At 64.9% G+C, this 15,588-nt stretch carries 16 protein-coding genes; 6 read left to right on the plus strand and 10 right to left on the minus strand.

Annotated features, from left to right (window positions below; all coding sequences use genetic code 11):
* Positions 1 to 20: 20 nt before the first annotated feature.
* A complete protein-coding gene (ald, locus tag TSA1_RS12365; protein WP_100181091.1) occupies positions 21 to 1,136 on the minus strand; it encodes an alanine dehydrogenase in 1,116 nt (371 codons plus the stop codon).
* Positions 1,137 to 1,279: 143 nt separating this feature from the next.
* Here ald and TSA1_RS12370 point away from each other — a divergent pair, with 143 nt between their 5' ends.
* From TSA1_RS12370 to TSA1_RS12380, 3 genes are all read left to right on the plus strand, one after another.
* Positions 1,280 to 1,759, plus strand: a complete 480-nt coding sequence (locus TSA1_RS12370) for an Lrp/AsnC family transcriptional regulator (protein WP_174718870.1) — start codon at positions 1,280 to 1,282, stop codon at positions 1,757 to 1,759.
* A gap of 81 nt (positions 1,760 to 1,840) precedes the next feature.
* Positions 1,841 to 4,198: an Orn/Lys/Arg family decarboxylase gene (locus TSA1_RS12375; protein WP_100176613.1), complete on the plus strand. Its 2,358-nt coding sequence runs from the start codon at positions 1,841 to 1,843 to the stop codon at positions 4,196 to 4,198.
* A 6-nt stretch (positions 4,199 to 4,204) separates the two neighbouring features.
* Positions 4,205 to 4,780, plus strand: a complete 576-nt coding sequence (locus TSA1_RS12380) for a GNAT family N-acetyltransferase (RefSeq protein ID WP_174718871.1) — start codon at positions 4,205 to 4,207, stop codon at positions 4,778 to 4,780.
* Positions 4,781 to 4,783: 3 nt separating this feature from the next.
* Here the strand turns inward: TSA1_RS12380 and TSA1_RS39635 are convergent, their stop codons facing one another.
* The 3 genes from TSA1_RS39635 to TSA1_RS12395 all read right to left on the minus strand — a co-directional run bounded on the left by TSA1_RS39635 (position 4,784) and on the right by TSA1_RS12395 (position 6,728).
* Positions 4,784 to 4,996 carry a hypothetical protein gene (locus tag TSA1_RS39635; RefSeq protein WP_174718872.1) on the minus strand — a complete coding sequence of 71 codons (213 nt, stop codon included), beginning with the start codon at positions 4,994 to 4,996 and terminating at the stop codon, positions 4,784 to 4,786.
* Between the two features lie 118 nt (positions 4,997 to 5,114).
* Positions 5,115 to 5,564: a flagellar basal body rod protein FlgC gene (locus TSA1_RS12390; protein ID WP_100176615.1), complete on the minus strand. Its 450-nt coding sequence runs from the start codon at positions 5,562 to 5,564 to the stop codon at positions 5,115 to 5,117.
* 114 nt (positions 5,565 to 5,678) lie between these two features.
* Positions 5,679 to 6,728 carry a hydroxyacid dehydrogenase gene (locus TSA1_RS12395; RefSeq protein WP_100176616.1) on the minus strand — a complete coding sequence of 350 codons (1,050 nt, stop codon included), beginning with the start codon at positions 6,726 to 6,728 and terminating at the stop codon, positions 5,679 to 5,681.
* 239 nt (positions 6,729 to 6,967) lie between these two features.
* Between TSA1_RS12395 and TSA1_RS12400 the strand changes: the two genes are divergently transcribed.
* The 3 genes from TSA1_RS12400 (at position 6,968) to TSA1_RS12410 (ending at position 8,594) form a co-directional block, all read left to right on the plus strand.
* Entirely contained in the window at positions 6,968 to 7,534 is a 567-nt protein-coding gene (locus tag TSA1_RS12400; protein WP_100176617.1) for a thiamine pyrophosphate-binding protein, read from the plus strand.
* Positions 7,535 to 7,542: 8 nt separating this feature from the next.
* Positions 7,543 to 8,139: a thiamine pyrophosphate-dependent enzyme gene (locus TSA1_RS12405; RefSeq protein ID WP_174718873.1), complete on the plus strand. Its 597-nt coding sequence runs from the start codon at positions 7,543 to 7,545 to the stop codon at positions 8,137 to 8,139.
* A gap of 77 nt (positions 8,140 to 8,216) precedes the next feature.
* Positions 8,217 to 8,594, plus strand: a complete 378-nt coding sequence (locus tag TSA1_RS12410; RefSeq protein ID WP_100176619.1) for a VanZ family protein — start codon at positions 8,217 to 8,219, stop codon at positions 8,592 to 8,594.
* A 44-nt stretch (positions 8,595 to 8,638) separates the two neighbouring features.
* On the opposite strand, the gene TSA1_RS12415 is transcribed toward TSA1_RS12410, so the two are convergent.
* The 6 genes from TSA1_RS12415 to TSA1_RS12440 all read right to left on the minus strand — a co-directional run bounded on the left by TSA1_RS12415 (position 8,639) and on the right by TSA1_RS12440 (position 15,552).
* The gene (locus TSA1_RS12415) at positions 8,639 to 9,022 is read right to left on the minus strand and encodes a DUF1236 domain-containing protein (RefSeq protein WP_100176620.1); all 384 of its coding nucleotides are present in this window, start codon (positions 9,020 to 9,022) and stop codon (positions 8,639 to 8,641) included.
* Between the two features lie 112 nt (positions 9,023 to 9,134).
* Positions 9,135 to 10,022 (minus strand): 2-hydroxy-3-oxopropionate reductase, encoded by an 888-nt coding sequence (locus TSA1_RS12420; RefSeq protein WP_100176621.1) that lies wholly within the window; start codon positions 10,020 to 10,022, stop codon positions 9,135 to 9,137.
* Between the two features lie 98 nt (positions 10,023 to 10,120).
* A complete protein-coding gene (hyi, locus tag TSA1_RS12425) occupies positions 10,121 to 10,906 on the minus strand; it encodes a hydroxypyruvate isomerase (protein ID WP_100176622.1) in 786 nt (261 codons plus the stop codon).
* Between the two features lie 13 nt (positions 10,907 to 10,919).
* The gene (gene gcl / locus TSA1_RS12430; RefSeq protein ID WP_100176623.1) at positions 10,920 to 12,710 is read right to left on the minus strand and encodes a glyoxylate carboligase; all 1,791 of its coding nucleotides are present in this window, start codon (positions 12,708 to 12,710) and stop codon (positions 10,920 to 10,922) included.
* Between the two features lie 153 nt (positions 12,711 to 12,863).
* A complete protein-coding gene (locus TSA1_RS12435) occupies positions 12,864 to 14,666 on the minus strand; it encodes an adenine deaminase C-terminal domain-containing protein (protein WP_100176624.1) in 1,803 nt (600 codons plus the stop codon).
* A gap of 85 nt (positions 14,667 to 14,751) precedes the next feature.
* Positions 14,752 to 15,552: an NYN domain-containing protein gene (locus TSA1_RS12440; RefSeq protein ID WP_100176625.1), complete on the minus strand. Its 801-nt coding sequence runs from the start codon at positions 15,550 to 15,552 to the stop codon at positions 14,752 to 14,754.
* Positions 15,553 to 15,588: the final 36 nt, after the last annotated feature.

The following is a 15,588-nucleotide window of genomic DNA, read 5'->3' on the forward strand; positions in this document are numbered from 1 at the left end:
GCACCCTCTGGATCGCTTCGCTACGCCGCCAGCCCACTCCCCACCGGCGCGAATTCCAGCCCGAGACTTTCCGCCACCGCCTTGTTGGTAATCCGCCCGCGATGGACATTCAGCCCGTTGCGCAAATGCGGATTCTCCAGCACCGCCGCAAAACCCTTGTTCGCCAGCATCAGGCCGAAGGGCAGAGTCGCGTTGTTCAGGGCCTGGCTCGAGGTTACCGGCACGGCGCCCGGCATGTTGGCGACACAATAGTGAACGACGCCGTCGACCTCGTAGGTCGGATCGGTATGCGTGGTCGCGTGCGAAGTCTCGAAGCAGCCGCCCTGGTCGATTGCGACGTCGACCAGCACGGCACCGGGCCGCATCGATGTCAGCATGTCGCGGGTGACGAGCTTCGGCGCGCTGGCGCCGGGCACGAGCACGGCGCCGATCACGACGTCGGCGGCGAACACCTCCTCCTCGACCGATTCGATGGTCGAGAAGCGGGTACGCACGCGTCCGGCAAAGAGATCGTCGAGCTCGCGCAGGCGCGGAATCGAGCGGTCGATCACGGTGACCTCGGCGCCGAGCCCAGCGGCCATGCGCGCCGCCTGCGTTCCGACCACACCACCGCCGAGCACGACCACGCGCGCGGGCTGCACGCCGGGCACGCCGCCCAACAGCAGTCCGCGGCCACCGGCCGAGCGCCTGAGCGCGGCGCCGGCGGCCTCGATGGCGAGGCGGCCGGCGACTTCGCTCATCGGCGCGAGCAGCGGGAGGTGACCGCTCGCGTCCGTGACGGTCTCATAGGCGATCGCGGTGCAGCCGGAGGCAAGCAGGCCCTTTGCCTGCTCCGGATCCGGTGCAAGATGAAGATAGGTAAACAGAATCTGGCCTTCCCGGAGCTGAGCCCACTCGCTCTTCTGCGGCTCCTTCACCTTCACGATCATGTCCGACCTGGCGAAGATATCGCGGGCGCTCTCGGCAATGGCAGCCCCTGCCCGCCGATACACCTCGTCGGACGCGCCGATGCCGGCGCCGGCGCCGGTTTCGACCGTGACCTGATGCCCGGCCGCGACATATTCGCGAACGGCGCCCGGGGTGAGCCCGACCCGATATTCCTGCACCTTGATCTCCTTGGGAACACCGACGCGCATCCTGAACTCCTTCGCCAACGGATTGATTCCGCTCCTCATCGTAGCGACGGGCCCGGTTTGGTTTCGTGCAAATATCCGCTAGTTTCGGCAGGCCCGCGCCGGTTTCCGGCGCCAAGGCGCCCATTCACGCTGGAAACGAAACCTTGGCCCTCGACCGGAAAGACCTCGCGATCCTCGCGGAACTCACGACCAATGCGCGTGCCAGCCACACCGAGCTTGCCAACAAGGTCGGGCTATCAAGCACGGCGCTGGCACGTCGGCAGAAGGTGCTCGAGGACGACGGCTACATTCAGGCCTATCAGGCCGCGCTCGACCTGGCGCAGTTCGGGCTCACCACCACCGTGCTGGTGCGGATCGCGCTGGAGAGCCAGAGTGACGAGGCGCTGAAGGCCTTCGAAGCGGAGGTGGTGAAATGCCCCTCCGTGGTGCGCTGCTTCCTGATGTCGGGTACCGACGACTACATCCTCATCGTGCTCGCCCGCGACATCCAGGATTTCGAGCGCATCCATCGCACCGAGCTGTCCCGCCTGCCGCGCGTCGCGCGCGTGCAATCGAGCTTCGCCCTGCGCGAAATCGTCAACCGCGCGGTGCCCACCGTGGTGTTCGGCGAAGCGAAGCGCTAGCCGGAATCATCCGGCGCTGCTGTCATCCAACTGTCATCGAATGTGCCGAGAGCTGTGCTTCTCGCACATTCGGGACACACCATGGACTATTTCAAGCGCTTCAACTTCCTGTTCGCCGCACCAATGTTCGACGCCGACGATCTCGAAGGCGTCCGCTTCAACCAGATCATCGAGGAGATCCAGCGCTCCGGCTTCGAGGTGGTCCGGGCCCGCAAGCTGGAGGACGCCGAGATGGCGGTGCAGACGGATGCCGCGATCGGCTGCATGGTGGTGGACTGGGGCAAGAAGGGCCTCGAAGGCAGGACCTCGGCGCTGATCAATCTGATGCGGCGCCGCGGCCTCGACTTCCCGATCATCCTCCTGATCCGGCGCAAGCGCTTCGAGGACCTGCCGGTCGAGGTGCTCGACTTCATCGACGGCTATGTCTTCCTGTCGGAGGAAACGCCGACCTTCATCGCCAAGAATTTGATCAGCCGGCTGAAGCAATATGCCGAGACGCTGAAGACGCCGTTCTTCGGGGCACTGGTCGACTATGCCGAGGAAGGCAACCAGCTCTGGACCTGTCCGGGCCACAATGGCGGCGTGTTCTACAACCGCAGCCCGATCGGCCGGGTCTTCGTCGAGCATCTCGGCGAATCCGTGTTTCGCGACGATCTCGACAATTCCGTGCTGGACCTCGGCGACCTCCTCACCCATGAGGGCCCGGCCCTGAAGGCGCAGAAGGAAGCCGCAGCGATCTTCGGCGCGGAGAAGACCTATTTCGTGCTCAACGGCACCTCGACCTCGAACAAGGTCGCGCTCGGCGCCCTCGTCACCGACGGCGATCTCGTGCTGTTCGACCGCAACAACCACAAGGCCGCCCATCACGGCGCGCTGATGATCAATGGCGGCATTCCGGTCTACGTCCCGACAGTCCGCAACGCCTGGGGACTGATCGGCCCGATGCGCTGGGACGTCCTCGACGAAAAGGCCCTGCGCGAGGCGATCCGCAACCATCCGCTCGTCACCGACAAGGACGCCTGGCGCAAGGAACGGCCGTTCCGCGTCGCCGTGGTCGAGCAGTGCACCTATGACGGCTCCATCCACAGCGCCGAGATGATCATCAAACGCATCGGCCATCTCTGCGAATACATCCTGTTCGACGAGGCCTGGGCCGGCTTCATGAAATTCCACCCGCTCTACGCCGGCCGCTTTGCCATGGGCCTTGCCAATCTTTCCCCGGAAGCACCGGGCATCATCGCGACGCAGTCGACCCACAAGCAGCTCGCGAGCTTCTCGCAGGCCTCACAGATCCACATCAAGGACCGTCACATCCGTGGCCAGAAGCGACGCGTCGAGCACCGCCGCTTCAACGAAAGCTTCATGCAGCACGCTTCCACGTCCCCCTTCTATCCATTGTTCGCCTCTCTCGATGTCGGCGCGCAGATGATGAAGGGTCGCTCCGGCGAAGTGCTATGGGACGACACGATCCGCCTCGGCATCGAGCTCCGCAAGAAGATCCGGGCGATGCGCCGGGAGTTCGAGGAGAAGGAGCAGAATCCCGATCGTCGCTGGTTCTTCGAGCCCTTCGTTCCCGACCGCGTCGCCATTCCCGACGTCAGCCGCCCGGGCGCCGTGCACAACGTCGCCTGGGAGACGCTCTCCACCGACGAGCTCGCCACCAATCCCGCGCTGTGGCAACTCTCTCCGGATACCAACTGGCACGGCTTTCCCGATCTCGCGGAAGGCTTTGCCATGACCGATCCGAACAAGCTGACGCTGCTCACCCCCGGGTTCGACCGCGCGACCGGCGCCTATGCCGAGCACGGCATCCCCGCACCCGTTGTCGCCCAATATCTGCGCGAGAACCGCATCGTCCCCGAGAAGAACGACCTCAACTCCCTGCTGTTCCTGCTCACGCCCGGTGTCGAGGCGAGCAAGGCCGGCACGCTGATCTCCGGCCTCGTCGCGTTCAAGAGGCTGCATGACGACAATGCGCTGCTGGCGGACGCGATCCCGGAATTCCACCAGCGGCGGCAGGCGCGCTATGCTGGTGTGCGGCTACGCGATCTCTGCGGCGACATGCATCGCTTCTTCCGCGCTGCCAATGTCAGCCTGCTCCAGGCGAAGCAATTCATGCCCGAGCACATGCCCGAGATCGCGATGTCGCCCCGCGATGCCGCGCGCTATCTGTTCCGCAACGACGTCGATTATCTGCCGATCGAGGCGATCGCGGGCCGCATCGCCACGACGCCTTTCGTGGTCTATCCGCCCGGCATCGCCACCATCGTACCCGGCGAGCGCCTGACGGAACGGGCCAAACCGATGATCGATTACCTCAAGATGTTCGAAACCTGCTTCAACAACTTTCCCGGCTTCGACGTCGAGATCCAGGGCGTCTACAAGGAGGTCGATGCAAGCGGCAGCATTGGACTCTATACTTACGTCGTTGCCGAGTAGGTGCCGATGAACGAAACAGCCGTGCGCGTGAGTGACGAACCCGTCCTGGTCAGGCCGTCACGCGAGAGCGACGTCGAGGCGATGCTGGCGATCTACCGCCATCACGTCCGCAATGGCGTGCCGCGCGATGTCGAGGGAACCGGCGCACCCGAGCCGGACGATTTGCGCGACCGGCGCAAGAACCTGAAGCAGACCCGCCTGCCGCATCTGGTCGCGACCTTTCGCGGCGAGGTGGTCGGCTATGCCTACGCCGTGCTGTTCCGCAAGCGTCCGGCCTATCGCTACACGGCCAAGCACTCGATCTACGTCCATCACGCCCATCTCGGCCGCGGGGTCGGACGGCTGCTGCTGCAGGAACTGATCGACGCCTGCGCGGCGGCCGGCTTCCGCCAGATGATCGGCTATATCGATGCGGACAATGCGCCCTCGCTGGCGCTGCACGAGAAGTTCGGCTTCGCGCGCGCCGGCCTGCTCAGCGGCGTCGCCTATCGCCACGGCCGCTGGTCCGACACAGTCATGGTGCAGCGCTCGCTCGGCGTGGGCGTCACCGCGCCGCCGCCGGCAGCAGCACCCGGCCGGTGAGGCTTACGAGGGGAAGTCAGCCGGTCTGACGTGGATGCGATCGGCATGCAGCGACCAGTGACACAACGCCTGGTCCTTGCAAAACCGCGCCTTCGCCCGCTCCCTGGCTTCGTCCTCGTCGGCGGCATCGATCTCGAGCGTGCCCTGACAGACCTCGCTCTGCCGGCCGTACTCCCCGAGCACGTCCTTCATGAACCTGACGACATAAGTGGACATGGGACCTCCTGCTGCGCCGGCAGCACCTTAATCCCATTTAAGCTCTTGGGGGATGGAGATTTTGACGCGGATCAAGGCCGGCAAGGTTCCCGCCGCCCATTCAGGCAGCAGTCCGACCTCATGTGGTGATGTCGAGCAGCGACTTTTCCGTCTCGGAATAGGCCTGAATGACCTTCGCATTGGCAATGAAGCTGTACTTTGCGGCCGCCAGTTGCGCGAATTCGTTGGCGATATCGACGTTCGGCGCTGCGACCAGGCCATCCTGGTTTGCGAAGGGAGCGCCTGGATCGGATTGTGCAGTATAGCTCGGCGACACCGTCGACACGGTCGCGATCGTGCCGCCGGGCGTCGAGCCGCTCGATTGGGAGACCTGATCGACGCGCAACGGCACATAAGCCGCGGGAAATGTCGGAGCGATGCCCGAACCGCCTGTCGCGGCCGATGAGCCCGATCCGGCCGACGCTGGCAGCGGGCCGGTCGTTTGAACGTTGGCGATGTTGCTCGCGGCAACGTTCACACGCAAACTCGCCGCGGAAAGTCCGGATGTCGCAATCGAGAAGATGCTCATGGACTTTCAACTACAGGACAAGTGATACGCGTTCACTTCCCCGATCGATAAGATGCGGCGCTTTACGTTTGCCTCGCGCTAACCAATGATCGGAGCGCGCTGACCTCTGCGCCGCTACCCCGGCATCACCCCGAACGCCTGCTTGAAACGCGCCGCGTAAGCCGGCCAGACCTCGGGATTGATGATGCGCGGCGGGCGCTTGCCGTCGAGCGTGTCCAGCACCTGCTCGGCCGCGATGCGGCCCATGTTCTGGCGCGCCTCGATGGTCACGCCCGCGGTGTGCGGGCTCGCCAGCACGTTGTCGAACTGGAGCAGCGGATGCTCCGGTGGCGGCGGCTCCTTGGACCAGACGTCGAGGCCGGCACCGGCGATGCGCTTGTCGCGCAGCGCCTGAAGCAGCGCATCCTCGTCGTGGATGAAGCCGCGCGCCGTGGTGATGAAGTAGGCATGCGGCTGCATCAGCGCAAACTCGCGCGTGCTGATCATGTTGCGGCTGCCCTTGTCGAGCGGACAGGAGATCGAGACGAAATCGGAGCGGCGCAAGAGCTCGTCGAGCTCGACCTTCTCGCCGCCCCGCTCGGCCATCACGTCGGCGGAGAGATAGGGGTCATAGGCCAGCACCTTCATGCCGAGCAGCCCCTTGCACAACGCGGCAATGCGGCGGCCGACATTGCCGAGGCCAATGACGCCGACGGTCTTGTGCTCGACCTCGTTGCCGACGAGGTCGTTGCGGTTGACGTTGGCTTCCCGGCGCAGGCGGCGATCGGACTGGATGATGCGCTTGGACAGCGTCAGCATCATCGCCAGCGCGTGCTCGGCGACCGAATGGGCGTTGCCGCCGGACTGGTTGACGACCAGCACGCCCGCATCGGTGCAGGCCTCGACATCGACGGGGTCGAAGCCCGCGCCGTTGCTGGAGACAAGCAGCAGGTTCGGCGTGCGCTTCAGGAAGGCGGCATCGACATGGAAATGCGGGGCGAGCTCGTCGCGGGCCGCGCCGATCTGGTAGACATGCGCCGCATTCAGGATCGGCGCGTAGAAGTCTTCCGGGCTCTCGTTCTCGATGCGATCGAGCCGGACGTCGGGCCGCGCCTTCAGGATGTCCACATAGATCGGATTGGCCAGGTATTTGACGTAGAAGACGCGCTTGCTGTTGACGGACATCAGGACCCTTCCGGCTCTCTCGAAGGGCGACTTAAGGTCAGCGCGATGCGCTGCGTCCGTGCCTCCCTCCCATTTCTCGTTGTCGCCGCTTATGACATGGCGGTGCCGGCCACGGCAGGCCGTCTGGCGCAGATCACGGTGCCGGCCCGGACATGTTGACAATCCCGCCGGCTCCGTCAAGTTCGGCCGACAGCCGCGACGGCCGAAGAAGAAGCATGCGCGGCACGAGGGAGAACGCAATGGCGGTTGCAGAACAGCAGACTGCGTCCCAGGTGGCACCGGGGGCCGGCGACAAGAGCTGGCACGGCATCGTCCTGCAAACCCTGAAGCGGAACGAGATCAGCCTCGTCCCCTACGTGCCCGACCGCGTGCTGACCCCGTTGATCTCGAACCTGCATGCCGATCCCTTCTTCACCACCTTCGCCACTGCGCGCGAGGAGGAGGCGGTCGGCATCGTTTCCGGCGCCTGGATGGGCGGTCGGCGCGGCGCGGTGCTGATGCAGACCTCGGGCTTTGCCACGCTGGCCAACGTGCTCGCCTCGCTCGCGGTGCCCTACCAGATCCCGCTGATCATGTTCGTCTCCGAGCGCGGCACGCTCGGCGAGTTCAACTACGGCCAGTCGCTGGTCTGCCGAACCATGCGCCCGGTGCTGGACTCGCTGGCGCTGGAGCACCACACCATCACCCGGCTCGACGAGCTCGAATTCATCACCGACCGCTCGATCAAGCAGGCCGTCACCACCCAGGCGCCGGTGGCCCTGATCCTCAATCCGCTGCTCACGGGCGGCAAGACATTCGACAAGTGAGCGCCTCCATGGATACGCGTAACACCAAGGTGATGAACCGCTTCGATGTGACCTCGCGCCTGATCGGAAAGCTCAAGCACGAGGAGGCCGTGATCGGCGGCATCGGCAACACCAATTTCGACCTCTGGGCCGCCGGCCACCGCCCGCAGAATTTCTACATGCTGGGCAGCATGGGGCTCGCCTTCCCGATCGCGCTCGGCGTGGCGCTGGCGCAACCCGACCGCCGCGTCTTCGCCCTCGAAGGCGACGGCTCGCTCTTGATGCAGCTTGGCGCGCTCTCGACCATCGCGACCCTGAAGCCGAAGAACCTCATCATGATCGTGATGGACAACGGCATCTACCAGATTACCGGAGCGCAGCCGACGCCTGCGGCGAGTGTCGCCGACATCGTTGCCATCGCCACCGGCTCCGGCCTTGCCAACAGCGCCTGGGCCGCGGACGAGGAGGATTTCGAACGGCTGGTCGAAGAGGCCATGTCCGCCGTCGAGCCCCATTTGATCGCCGTCCGCATCGACGACAAGCCGGGCGTCGGCACCACACGACGCGATCCCGTGCAGATCCGGGAACGCTTCATGCACGGGCTCGGCGTACGCGAGCCACTTTAACGTTTCGTCATTAACTACACGGCGATCTGATGCAGCGACAGTACCGGTCCGCTGCCGATCCGTGCTAAGCGGACCGGATGTCCATTTTGGTTCGATCCATTGCCTGGCTGCTCGCGGCTGCCGTCACTTTCGCCACACTCGGTCCCCCCGGCCTACGGCCCCATTCCGACCTCGGCCAGGACGGCGAGCATGCACTCGCATTCATCCTGGTGGGGCTGGCCTTCGGCCTTGCCTATCGGCGCCGGCGCCTGCTGATCGCAGCTGCCGCGGTGGTCCTGATCGGCGTGCTCGAGCTGATGCAATTTTGGGCACCCGGGCGCCACGCGCGGCTGGAGGATTTTCTGGTCGATGCGCTCACCGCCTGCACCGGCTTTGCGCTCGCGGCCGGAGCCGATTGGCTGTTCTCCCGGTTCCGCGCAAACCCTGCGGTAACGAGCGAAAGCCCCGCGGAGTGACACTCCGCAGGGCTCATCTTCTCAACACTTAGCAATGCGGCCGATCAGTCGATGATCTTGACGACGCGGCGGGTCCGCGGCTCGACGATCACACGGCGATCGTTCACGACCGCATAGCGATATTCGGTATAGTTCGGCACGGGGCGGAGCACCACGGTCGGTGGCAACGGCTCGCCGACCACGACGCGCTCCTCTACGACGACAGAGTCGCTGCGCGGAATGCCACCCAGCACCGCATTCGGAATTTCGAGACCCGCGCCGACCGCCGCACCGACGGTGCCGCCGACCATCGCGCCGATCGGACCGCCGATGTCGCCACCGGCACGCGCGCCGTCCCTGGCGCCCTGTTCGGTCGTCGACTGAGCAAAGGCCGCACTCGACGCCAGCAGCGACGCGGCAGCCAACGAGATCGCAAGACGGGTTTTCATGTTGTTTGTCTCCAGTGATTGTCCTGCGCCTTCAACCGCCGCGCCGGATCATTGTTCCGGTTCCCGGGAGCCGAAGGATGCGGCAAAACTGGAGACTGTTACCGCGTAACAGTTACGCCGCGGCGATCTCGTGGCCCGCCATAAGTTCCAGCGCCCGCACCATCGCGGAATGATCCCAGGCCTTGCCGCCATGCGCGGTGCAGGACGAGAACAATTGCTGCGCCACCGCCGTGCTCGGCAGCGACAGGCCGAGCGCGCGCGCGCCTTCGAGTGCAAGATTGAGATCCTTCTGGTGCAGCTCGATCCGGAAACCCGGATCGAAATTGCGCTTCACCATCCGCTCGCCATGCACCTCGAGGATGCGCGAGGAGGCAAAGCCGCCCATCAGCGCCTTGCGCACCAGCGCAGGGTTCGCACCGGCCTTGGACGCGAACAGCAGAGCCTCGCTCACGGCCTCGATCGTCAAGGCCACGATGATCTGGTTGGCAACCTTCGTGGTCTGGCCGTCGCCGTTGGCGCCGACATGGGTGACGTTCTTGCCCATCCTGTCGAAGATCGGCTTCATGGTGCCGAAGGCCCGCTCCGGGCCGCCGACCATGATGGTCAGACTCGCAGCTTTCGCGCCGACCTCCCCGCCCGACACCGGCGCATCGAGATAGTCCGCTCCCAGTGCCTCGATCTTCTTGGCAAACTCCTTCGTCGCCAGCGGCGAGATCGAGCTCATGTCGACGACGATCTTGCCCTTGGACATGCCGCTCGCAACGCCGTCCTTGCCGAACAGCACGGCCTCCACATGCGGCGTATCCGGCACCATGATGATGACGGCGTCCGCCTCCTCCGCGACCTCCTTGGCCGATTTGCAGGCGATTCCGCCCGCGGCAATCAGCTCGGGCGCGACCGGCGCAACGTCGTGCAGGAGCACGCGATGGCCCGCGGCCAGAAGATGGCCGGCCATCGGCCGTCCCATGGTGCCAAGTCCGATGAAGCCGATGTCGATCATGTCATATCATTCCTCTTTGTTCAGGCTAAGTCGATCCGCGGACTCGGTGCGCCTCTCCCGCTTGCGGGAGAGGGAGCCCACCGTGACCGTGGCTATGACTACGTCTCGAAGGTCTGTGCGGCATGCCAGGAGAGGCCTTCCAGCGTCGTGGTGCGCGGCTTGTACTCGCAGCCGATCCAGCCGCGATAGCCGATCGCGTCGAGATGGCGGAACAGGAAGGGATAGTTGATCTCGCCGGTGCCGGGCTCATGACGGCCGGGATTGTCGGCGAGCTGGATGTGGGCGATCTCAGGAAGATATTCCTGCATGGTGCGGGCGAGATCACCCTCCATGATCTGCATGTGATAGATGTCGTACTGGACGAACAGGTTGTTCGACCGCACCTCCGAGATCAGCTGGATCGCCTGCTCGGTGCCGTTGAGGAAGAAGCCGGGAATGTCGAGCGTGTTGATCGGCTCGACCAGCAGCTTGATGTTTTCCCGCGCCAGCGTCGAGGCCGCAAAGCGCAGGTTTCCCACCAGCGTCTCCTGAAGCTCGCGCGGGTCGGCATCGGCAGGCGCGATGCCGACGAGGCAGTTGAGCTGCCCGCAGTCGATCGCCCTAGCATAGTCGATGGCGCGGAACACGCCGTCGCGGAATTCGGCGGTGCGGTCAGGCAGGATCGCGATGCCGCGCTCGCCGCCGGCCCAGTTACCGGCGGGGAGATTGTGCAGCACTTGCGTCAGCCCATGCGCCTCGAGCTGCTCGCGCAGCTGCGCCTTGTCGAAATCATAGGGAAAGAGATATTCGACCCCCGAGAAGCCCGCCGCCTTCGCCGCAGCAAAGCGGTCGAGGAACGGCATCTCGTTGAAGAGCATGGTGAGGTTGGCGGCGAATTTCGGCATGATGCTTCTTCCCCTATTCCGCCGGCTGCAGCACGCCGGGCTTCTTGGTTCCGACCTCGTCGAGGGCTAAGTCCAGCACCTCCTCGAACTCGACGATGTTATCGATCTCGGTGCCCATCGCGATGTTGGTGACGCGCTCGAGAATGAACTCGACGACGACAGGCACGCGGTGCTTGGCCATCAGCTCTCGCGCGGTCGCGAACGCGGCCTGAGTATCCTTCGGGTCGGTGACGCGGATCGCCTTGCAGCCGAGCCCTTCGGCCACTGTGACATGATCGACGCCGTAAACGCCGATCTCCGGGGAGTTGATGTTCTCGAAGGAGAGCTGGACATGGTAGTCCATGTCGAAGCCGCGCTGGGCCTGGCGGATCAGGCCGAGATAGGAATTGTTCACGACGACGTGGATATAGGGCAGATTGAACTGCGCCCCGACCGCAAGCTCCTCAATCAGGAACTGGAAGTCGTAATCGCCTGACAGCGCGACGATCTCGCGTTCCGGACACGCCGCACGCACGCCGAGCGCCGCGGGCAACGTCCAGCCGAGCGGCCCGGCCTGCCCGGCATTGATCCAGTTGCGCGGCTTGTAGACACCGAGGAATTGCGCGCCGGCAATCTGCGACAGGCCGATCACGGTGACGTAGGTGGTGTCGCGGCCGAACGCCTTGTTCATCTCCTCGTAGACGCGCTGCGGCTTGATCGGGACGTTGTCGAAATGGCTCTTGCGCAGCATCGTCTTCTTGCGGTCGCGGCAGGCCGCGGGCCACGCCTGGCGCTCGCGAAGCCTGCCGGACCGCCGCCACTCCCTGGCCACGGTGACGAAGAGTTCGAGCGCAGCCTTGGCGTCCGAGACGATGCCGAGATCGGGATTGAACACGCGGCCAATCTGGGTCGGCTCGATGTCGACATGCACGAAGGTGCGGCCCTTGGTGTAGGTCTCGACCGAGCCGGTGTGGCGGTTGGCCCAGCGGTTGCCGATGCCGAGCACGAAATCGGATTCGAGCATCGTGGCATTGCCATAACGGTGGCTGGTCTGAAGGCCGACCATGCCGGCCATCAGCACGTGATCGTCGGGGATCGCGCCCCACCCCATCAGCGTCGGCACGACAGGCACGTTGGTGATCTCGGCGAATTCGACCAGCAGGTCCGAGGCATCGGCATTGATGATGCCGCCACCGGCGACGATCAGCGGCCGCTCGGCGGCGTTGAGCATCTCCAGCGCCTTCTCGACCTGCTTGCGGGTCGCCGTGGGCTTGTACACCGGCAGCGGCTCATAGGTCTCGTCGTCGAACTCGATCTCGGCGAGCTGCACGTCGAGCGGCATGTCGATCAGCACCGGCCCGGGCCTCCCTGAGCGCATCACATGAAACGCCTGGCTGAACACGCGCGGCACCAGCGCCGGCTCGCGCACCGTCACCGCCCATTTGGTCACGGGCTTTGCGATCGACTCGATGTCGACGGCCTGAAAGTCTTCCTTGTAGAGCCGTGCCCGCGGTGCCTGTCCGGTGATGCATAGGATCGGAATGGAATCGGCGATCGCCGAATAGAGCCCCGTGATCATGTCGGTGCCCGCCGGCCCCGAGGTTCCGATGCAGACGCCGATATTGCCGGCCTTGGCGCGCGTGTAACCCTCGGCCATGTGCGAGGCGCCCTCGACATGCCGCGCCAGGATGTGGCGGATAGAGCCGCGCTTCTTCAGCGCCGAGTAAAGCGGATTGATCGCGGCACCGGGAACCCCGAAGGCGGTGGAGATGCCTTCCTTCTCCAGAATCCGCACGGCAGCATCAACGGCTCGCATCTTCGCCATATCCGACCTCGCTTGTTACACGTCAGCGAGCGAGATCATCAGGCGCGAGAGGCGCGATCTCAACGAGATCGATTTTATTTTCCACGATGCGGCAGCCGCAGAAAAAATCGCGGCGGTCTCAATCGGTTAGATCGAGAAATCCGTGAAAGAGGTTCACTCGAACAGCGGCGCCAGCACCATCTGCGGCACCAGCACGAGGCCCTTGTCGGTGATGCGAATTTCCGGAATGACCGATAGGGGAATCAAATTGAAGCCCATATAGGGGATGGTGCAGCCGGCCTCGGCCCACTCCTTCTTCAGTACCTTGACCTCCTCGGCCACCTCGGTGACGCGCTTGTCGGACAGCAGCCCCGCGATCGGCAGCGGCACCAGCGCCCTCACCTTGCCGTCGGCGACGACGCAGACGCCGCCCTGCTGCTCCCTGATCGCCGCGATCGCGACCTGCATGTCCGCCTCGTTGGTGCCGGCGACAATGATATTGTGGCTGTCATGCCCGACGCTGGAAGCAACCGCGCCGCGCTTCAGGCCAAAATCCTTCAGCAGACCGTAGGCGACGTTGCCCGCCGATTTGCCGTGGCGCTCGACCACTGTGACGAAGCAGAGGCCGTAGCGCGCGAACAGCGACGGCCAGTCCTTGGCCGGCTCGATCGCAACCTTCTCGTGGATCAGCGTGATGCCCGGAAGTGCGGTCTTGATCGCGTTGACGGTGCACGCCTTCGCCGGCAGTTCCGGCGTCAGCTTCATCGCCGCCGGTAGCTTCACGGTCGCATAGGCCGCCTTGGGATATTGATAGCGCTGCGACAGCGCCTGATCGAGGCGACCAGTGATCTTGCCGCGCTCGACCACGAGCTCACCGCCATACCAGGTGCATTGCGGCTTGAGCTGATCGTCCATCAGCACGAGATCGGCACGGCGACCGCCGCCGAGCCCGCCGATGTCGCCGTCCATGCCGAAGCGGGTCGCGCCGTGCAGGGAGCCCATCGACCAGGCCTGCTCCGGCGACATCCCCGCCTTCACCGCCTCGCGCACCACCCAGTCGAGGCCGAACAGCAGCAAATCGTCGGCATCGCGGTCGTCGGTGCATACCGCCGTTCGCTTGTGCGAGGCACCGAGCTCGGTGATGGTGCGGATCGCCTGCGGCAGCGAGTGCCAGGGCGTGGTCGGCGGGCCGCCGCGCAGGAAAATCCAAACGCCGGCATCGAGCAGATCGTCGGCGATGTCGCGGTCGATCGCCTCATGGGTGTCGGTGACGCCCGATGCCGCATAGGCCGCGACAAATTCGCGGCCGTAGACATGGCCGGACACCGGCCGCCCGCGTTTCAGCGCTGCGGCGAGGATCGCGTGGCTGCGCTCGTCGCCCATCGTCACCGGCACGAAATCCATCTTCTCGCCGAGCGCGACCGCTTCCGGCCAGCGGTCGAACAGTCCGGCGATCTTGTCCGGTGTGAGATCGCCGCCGGCTGTTTCCAATTCGGCCGAGGTCGCAGGAACCGTACTCGGCACCGTCAGGAAAATCGAGAGCGGCGCCTCGCGCGCGTCCTCCAGCATTGCCTCGACACCGGCGACGTCCATGACGTTGCCGATCTCGTGGCTGTCGCAGAAGATCGTGGTGGTGCCGTTGAGCAGCGCGGCCTCTGCATAGGCACAGGCCGTCACCATCGAGGATTCGATGTGGATATGCGGGTCGACCAGGCCCGGCGCGATGATGCCGCCGGCTGCGTCGTAAGTCGACACTCCGCTCCAGGCCTTCTTGGCCGCTCCTGCCGGCTTCACCGCCGCGACACGGCCACCGGTGATCCAGACCTCACGGTTCGCATGGATGCGCTCCGAATAGGTCGAGAGCACCCGCCCTCCCGTGATGACGAGATCCGGCGCGATGCGCGCCGAGGCGACGTCGGCGAGGCGCCGCGTCATGCTGTGCAGCGGCGCAACGGAGAAACGGGTGAGTCTGGTCATCGTGGCTCTCGCATGGCGTTACGGGCGAGCGATGGTTACGCCCCGCGACAAACCGGGCAAGCGCAAATATAGCGGCAGGCTCTGCTTACGGCTTGGGCGCCGAACTGCCTGCCTTCCCCGCCCCAGCAGACCTCCGCGAGTTCCGCCGCCGCGGCGGCGGTGCGGCAGTGGGCTTGACCCGGATTCGCATCGACCGGCCCTTCGACTCGTCGATCTCGAACGAATTCGTCTTGCGCACGAGGTCACTCAGCTTGCGGAAGCCGAACGTTCTCGGATCGAAATCGGACGCCAGATTGGCGAGCTGCCGTCCGACTTCACCGAGCGCAACCCAGCCGTCCTCACTCTCCATCTGGGTGATGACCTTCTTGATGATGGGCGTGGCGGCATCGAGCGGCTGAAGCGGTGCAGGCCCCGACGCGGCGCCTTGGGTGGTGGTCGTGCCGGCAAGCAGGTTCTCTGTGTAGACGAACCTTCGGCAGGCCTGCCTGAAGCTTTCCGGCGTCTTCTGCTCGCCGAACCCAAAGACATCGATGCCCTGCTCCCGGATGCGGGCGGCCAGACGGGTAAAGTCGCTGTCGGACGACACCAGGCAGAAACCATCGAACCGTCCGCTGTGCAGCAGGTCCATCGCGTCGATGACAAGGGTGATGTCCGACGCGTTCTTTCCGGTCGTGTATGCGAACTGCTGCTGCGGTATGATGGCGTGTTTCGACAGGATGTCAGCCCAGCCCCTGGAACGCGCATTGGAGAAATCGCCGTAGATGCGGCGGACGCTGGCCTCGCCGATCTTGGCAATCTCCTCGAACAGCCCATCCGCGATCTTGGCAGAGGCGTTGTCGGCATCGATCAGGACGGCGAGACGGGGCGAGCGGAGTTCTGACGGCATGGCGTTTCCTCAACAAGCTGGAGGCAGCATCTAGAA

It is taken from the genome of Bradyrhizobium nitroreducens (assembly GCF_002776695.1).
Taxonomy (GTDB): Bacteria; Pseudomonadota; Alphaproteobacteria; order Rhizobiales; family Xanthobacteraceae; genus Bradyrhizobium; species Bradyrhizobium nitroreducens.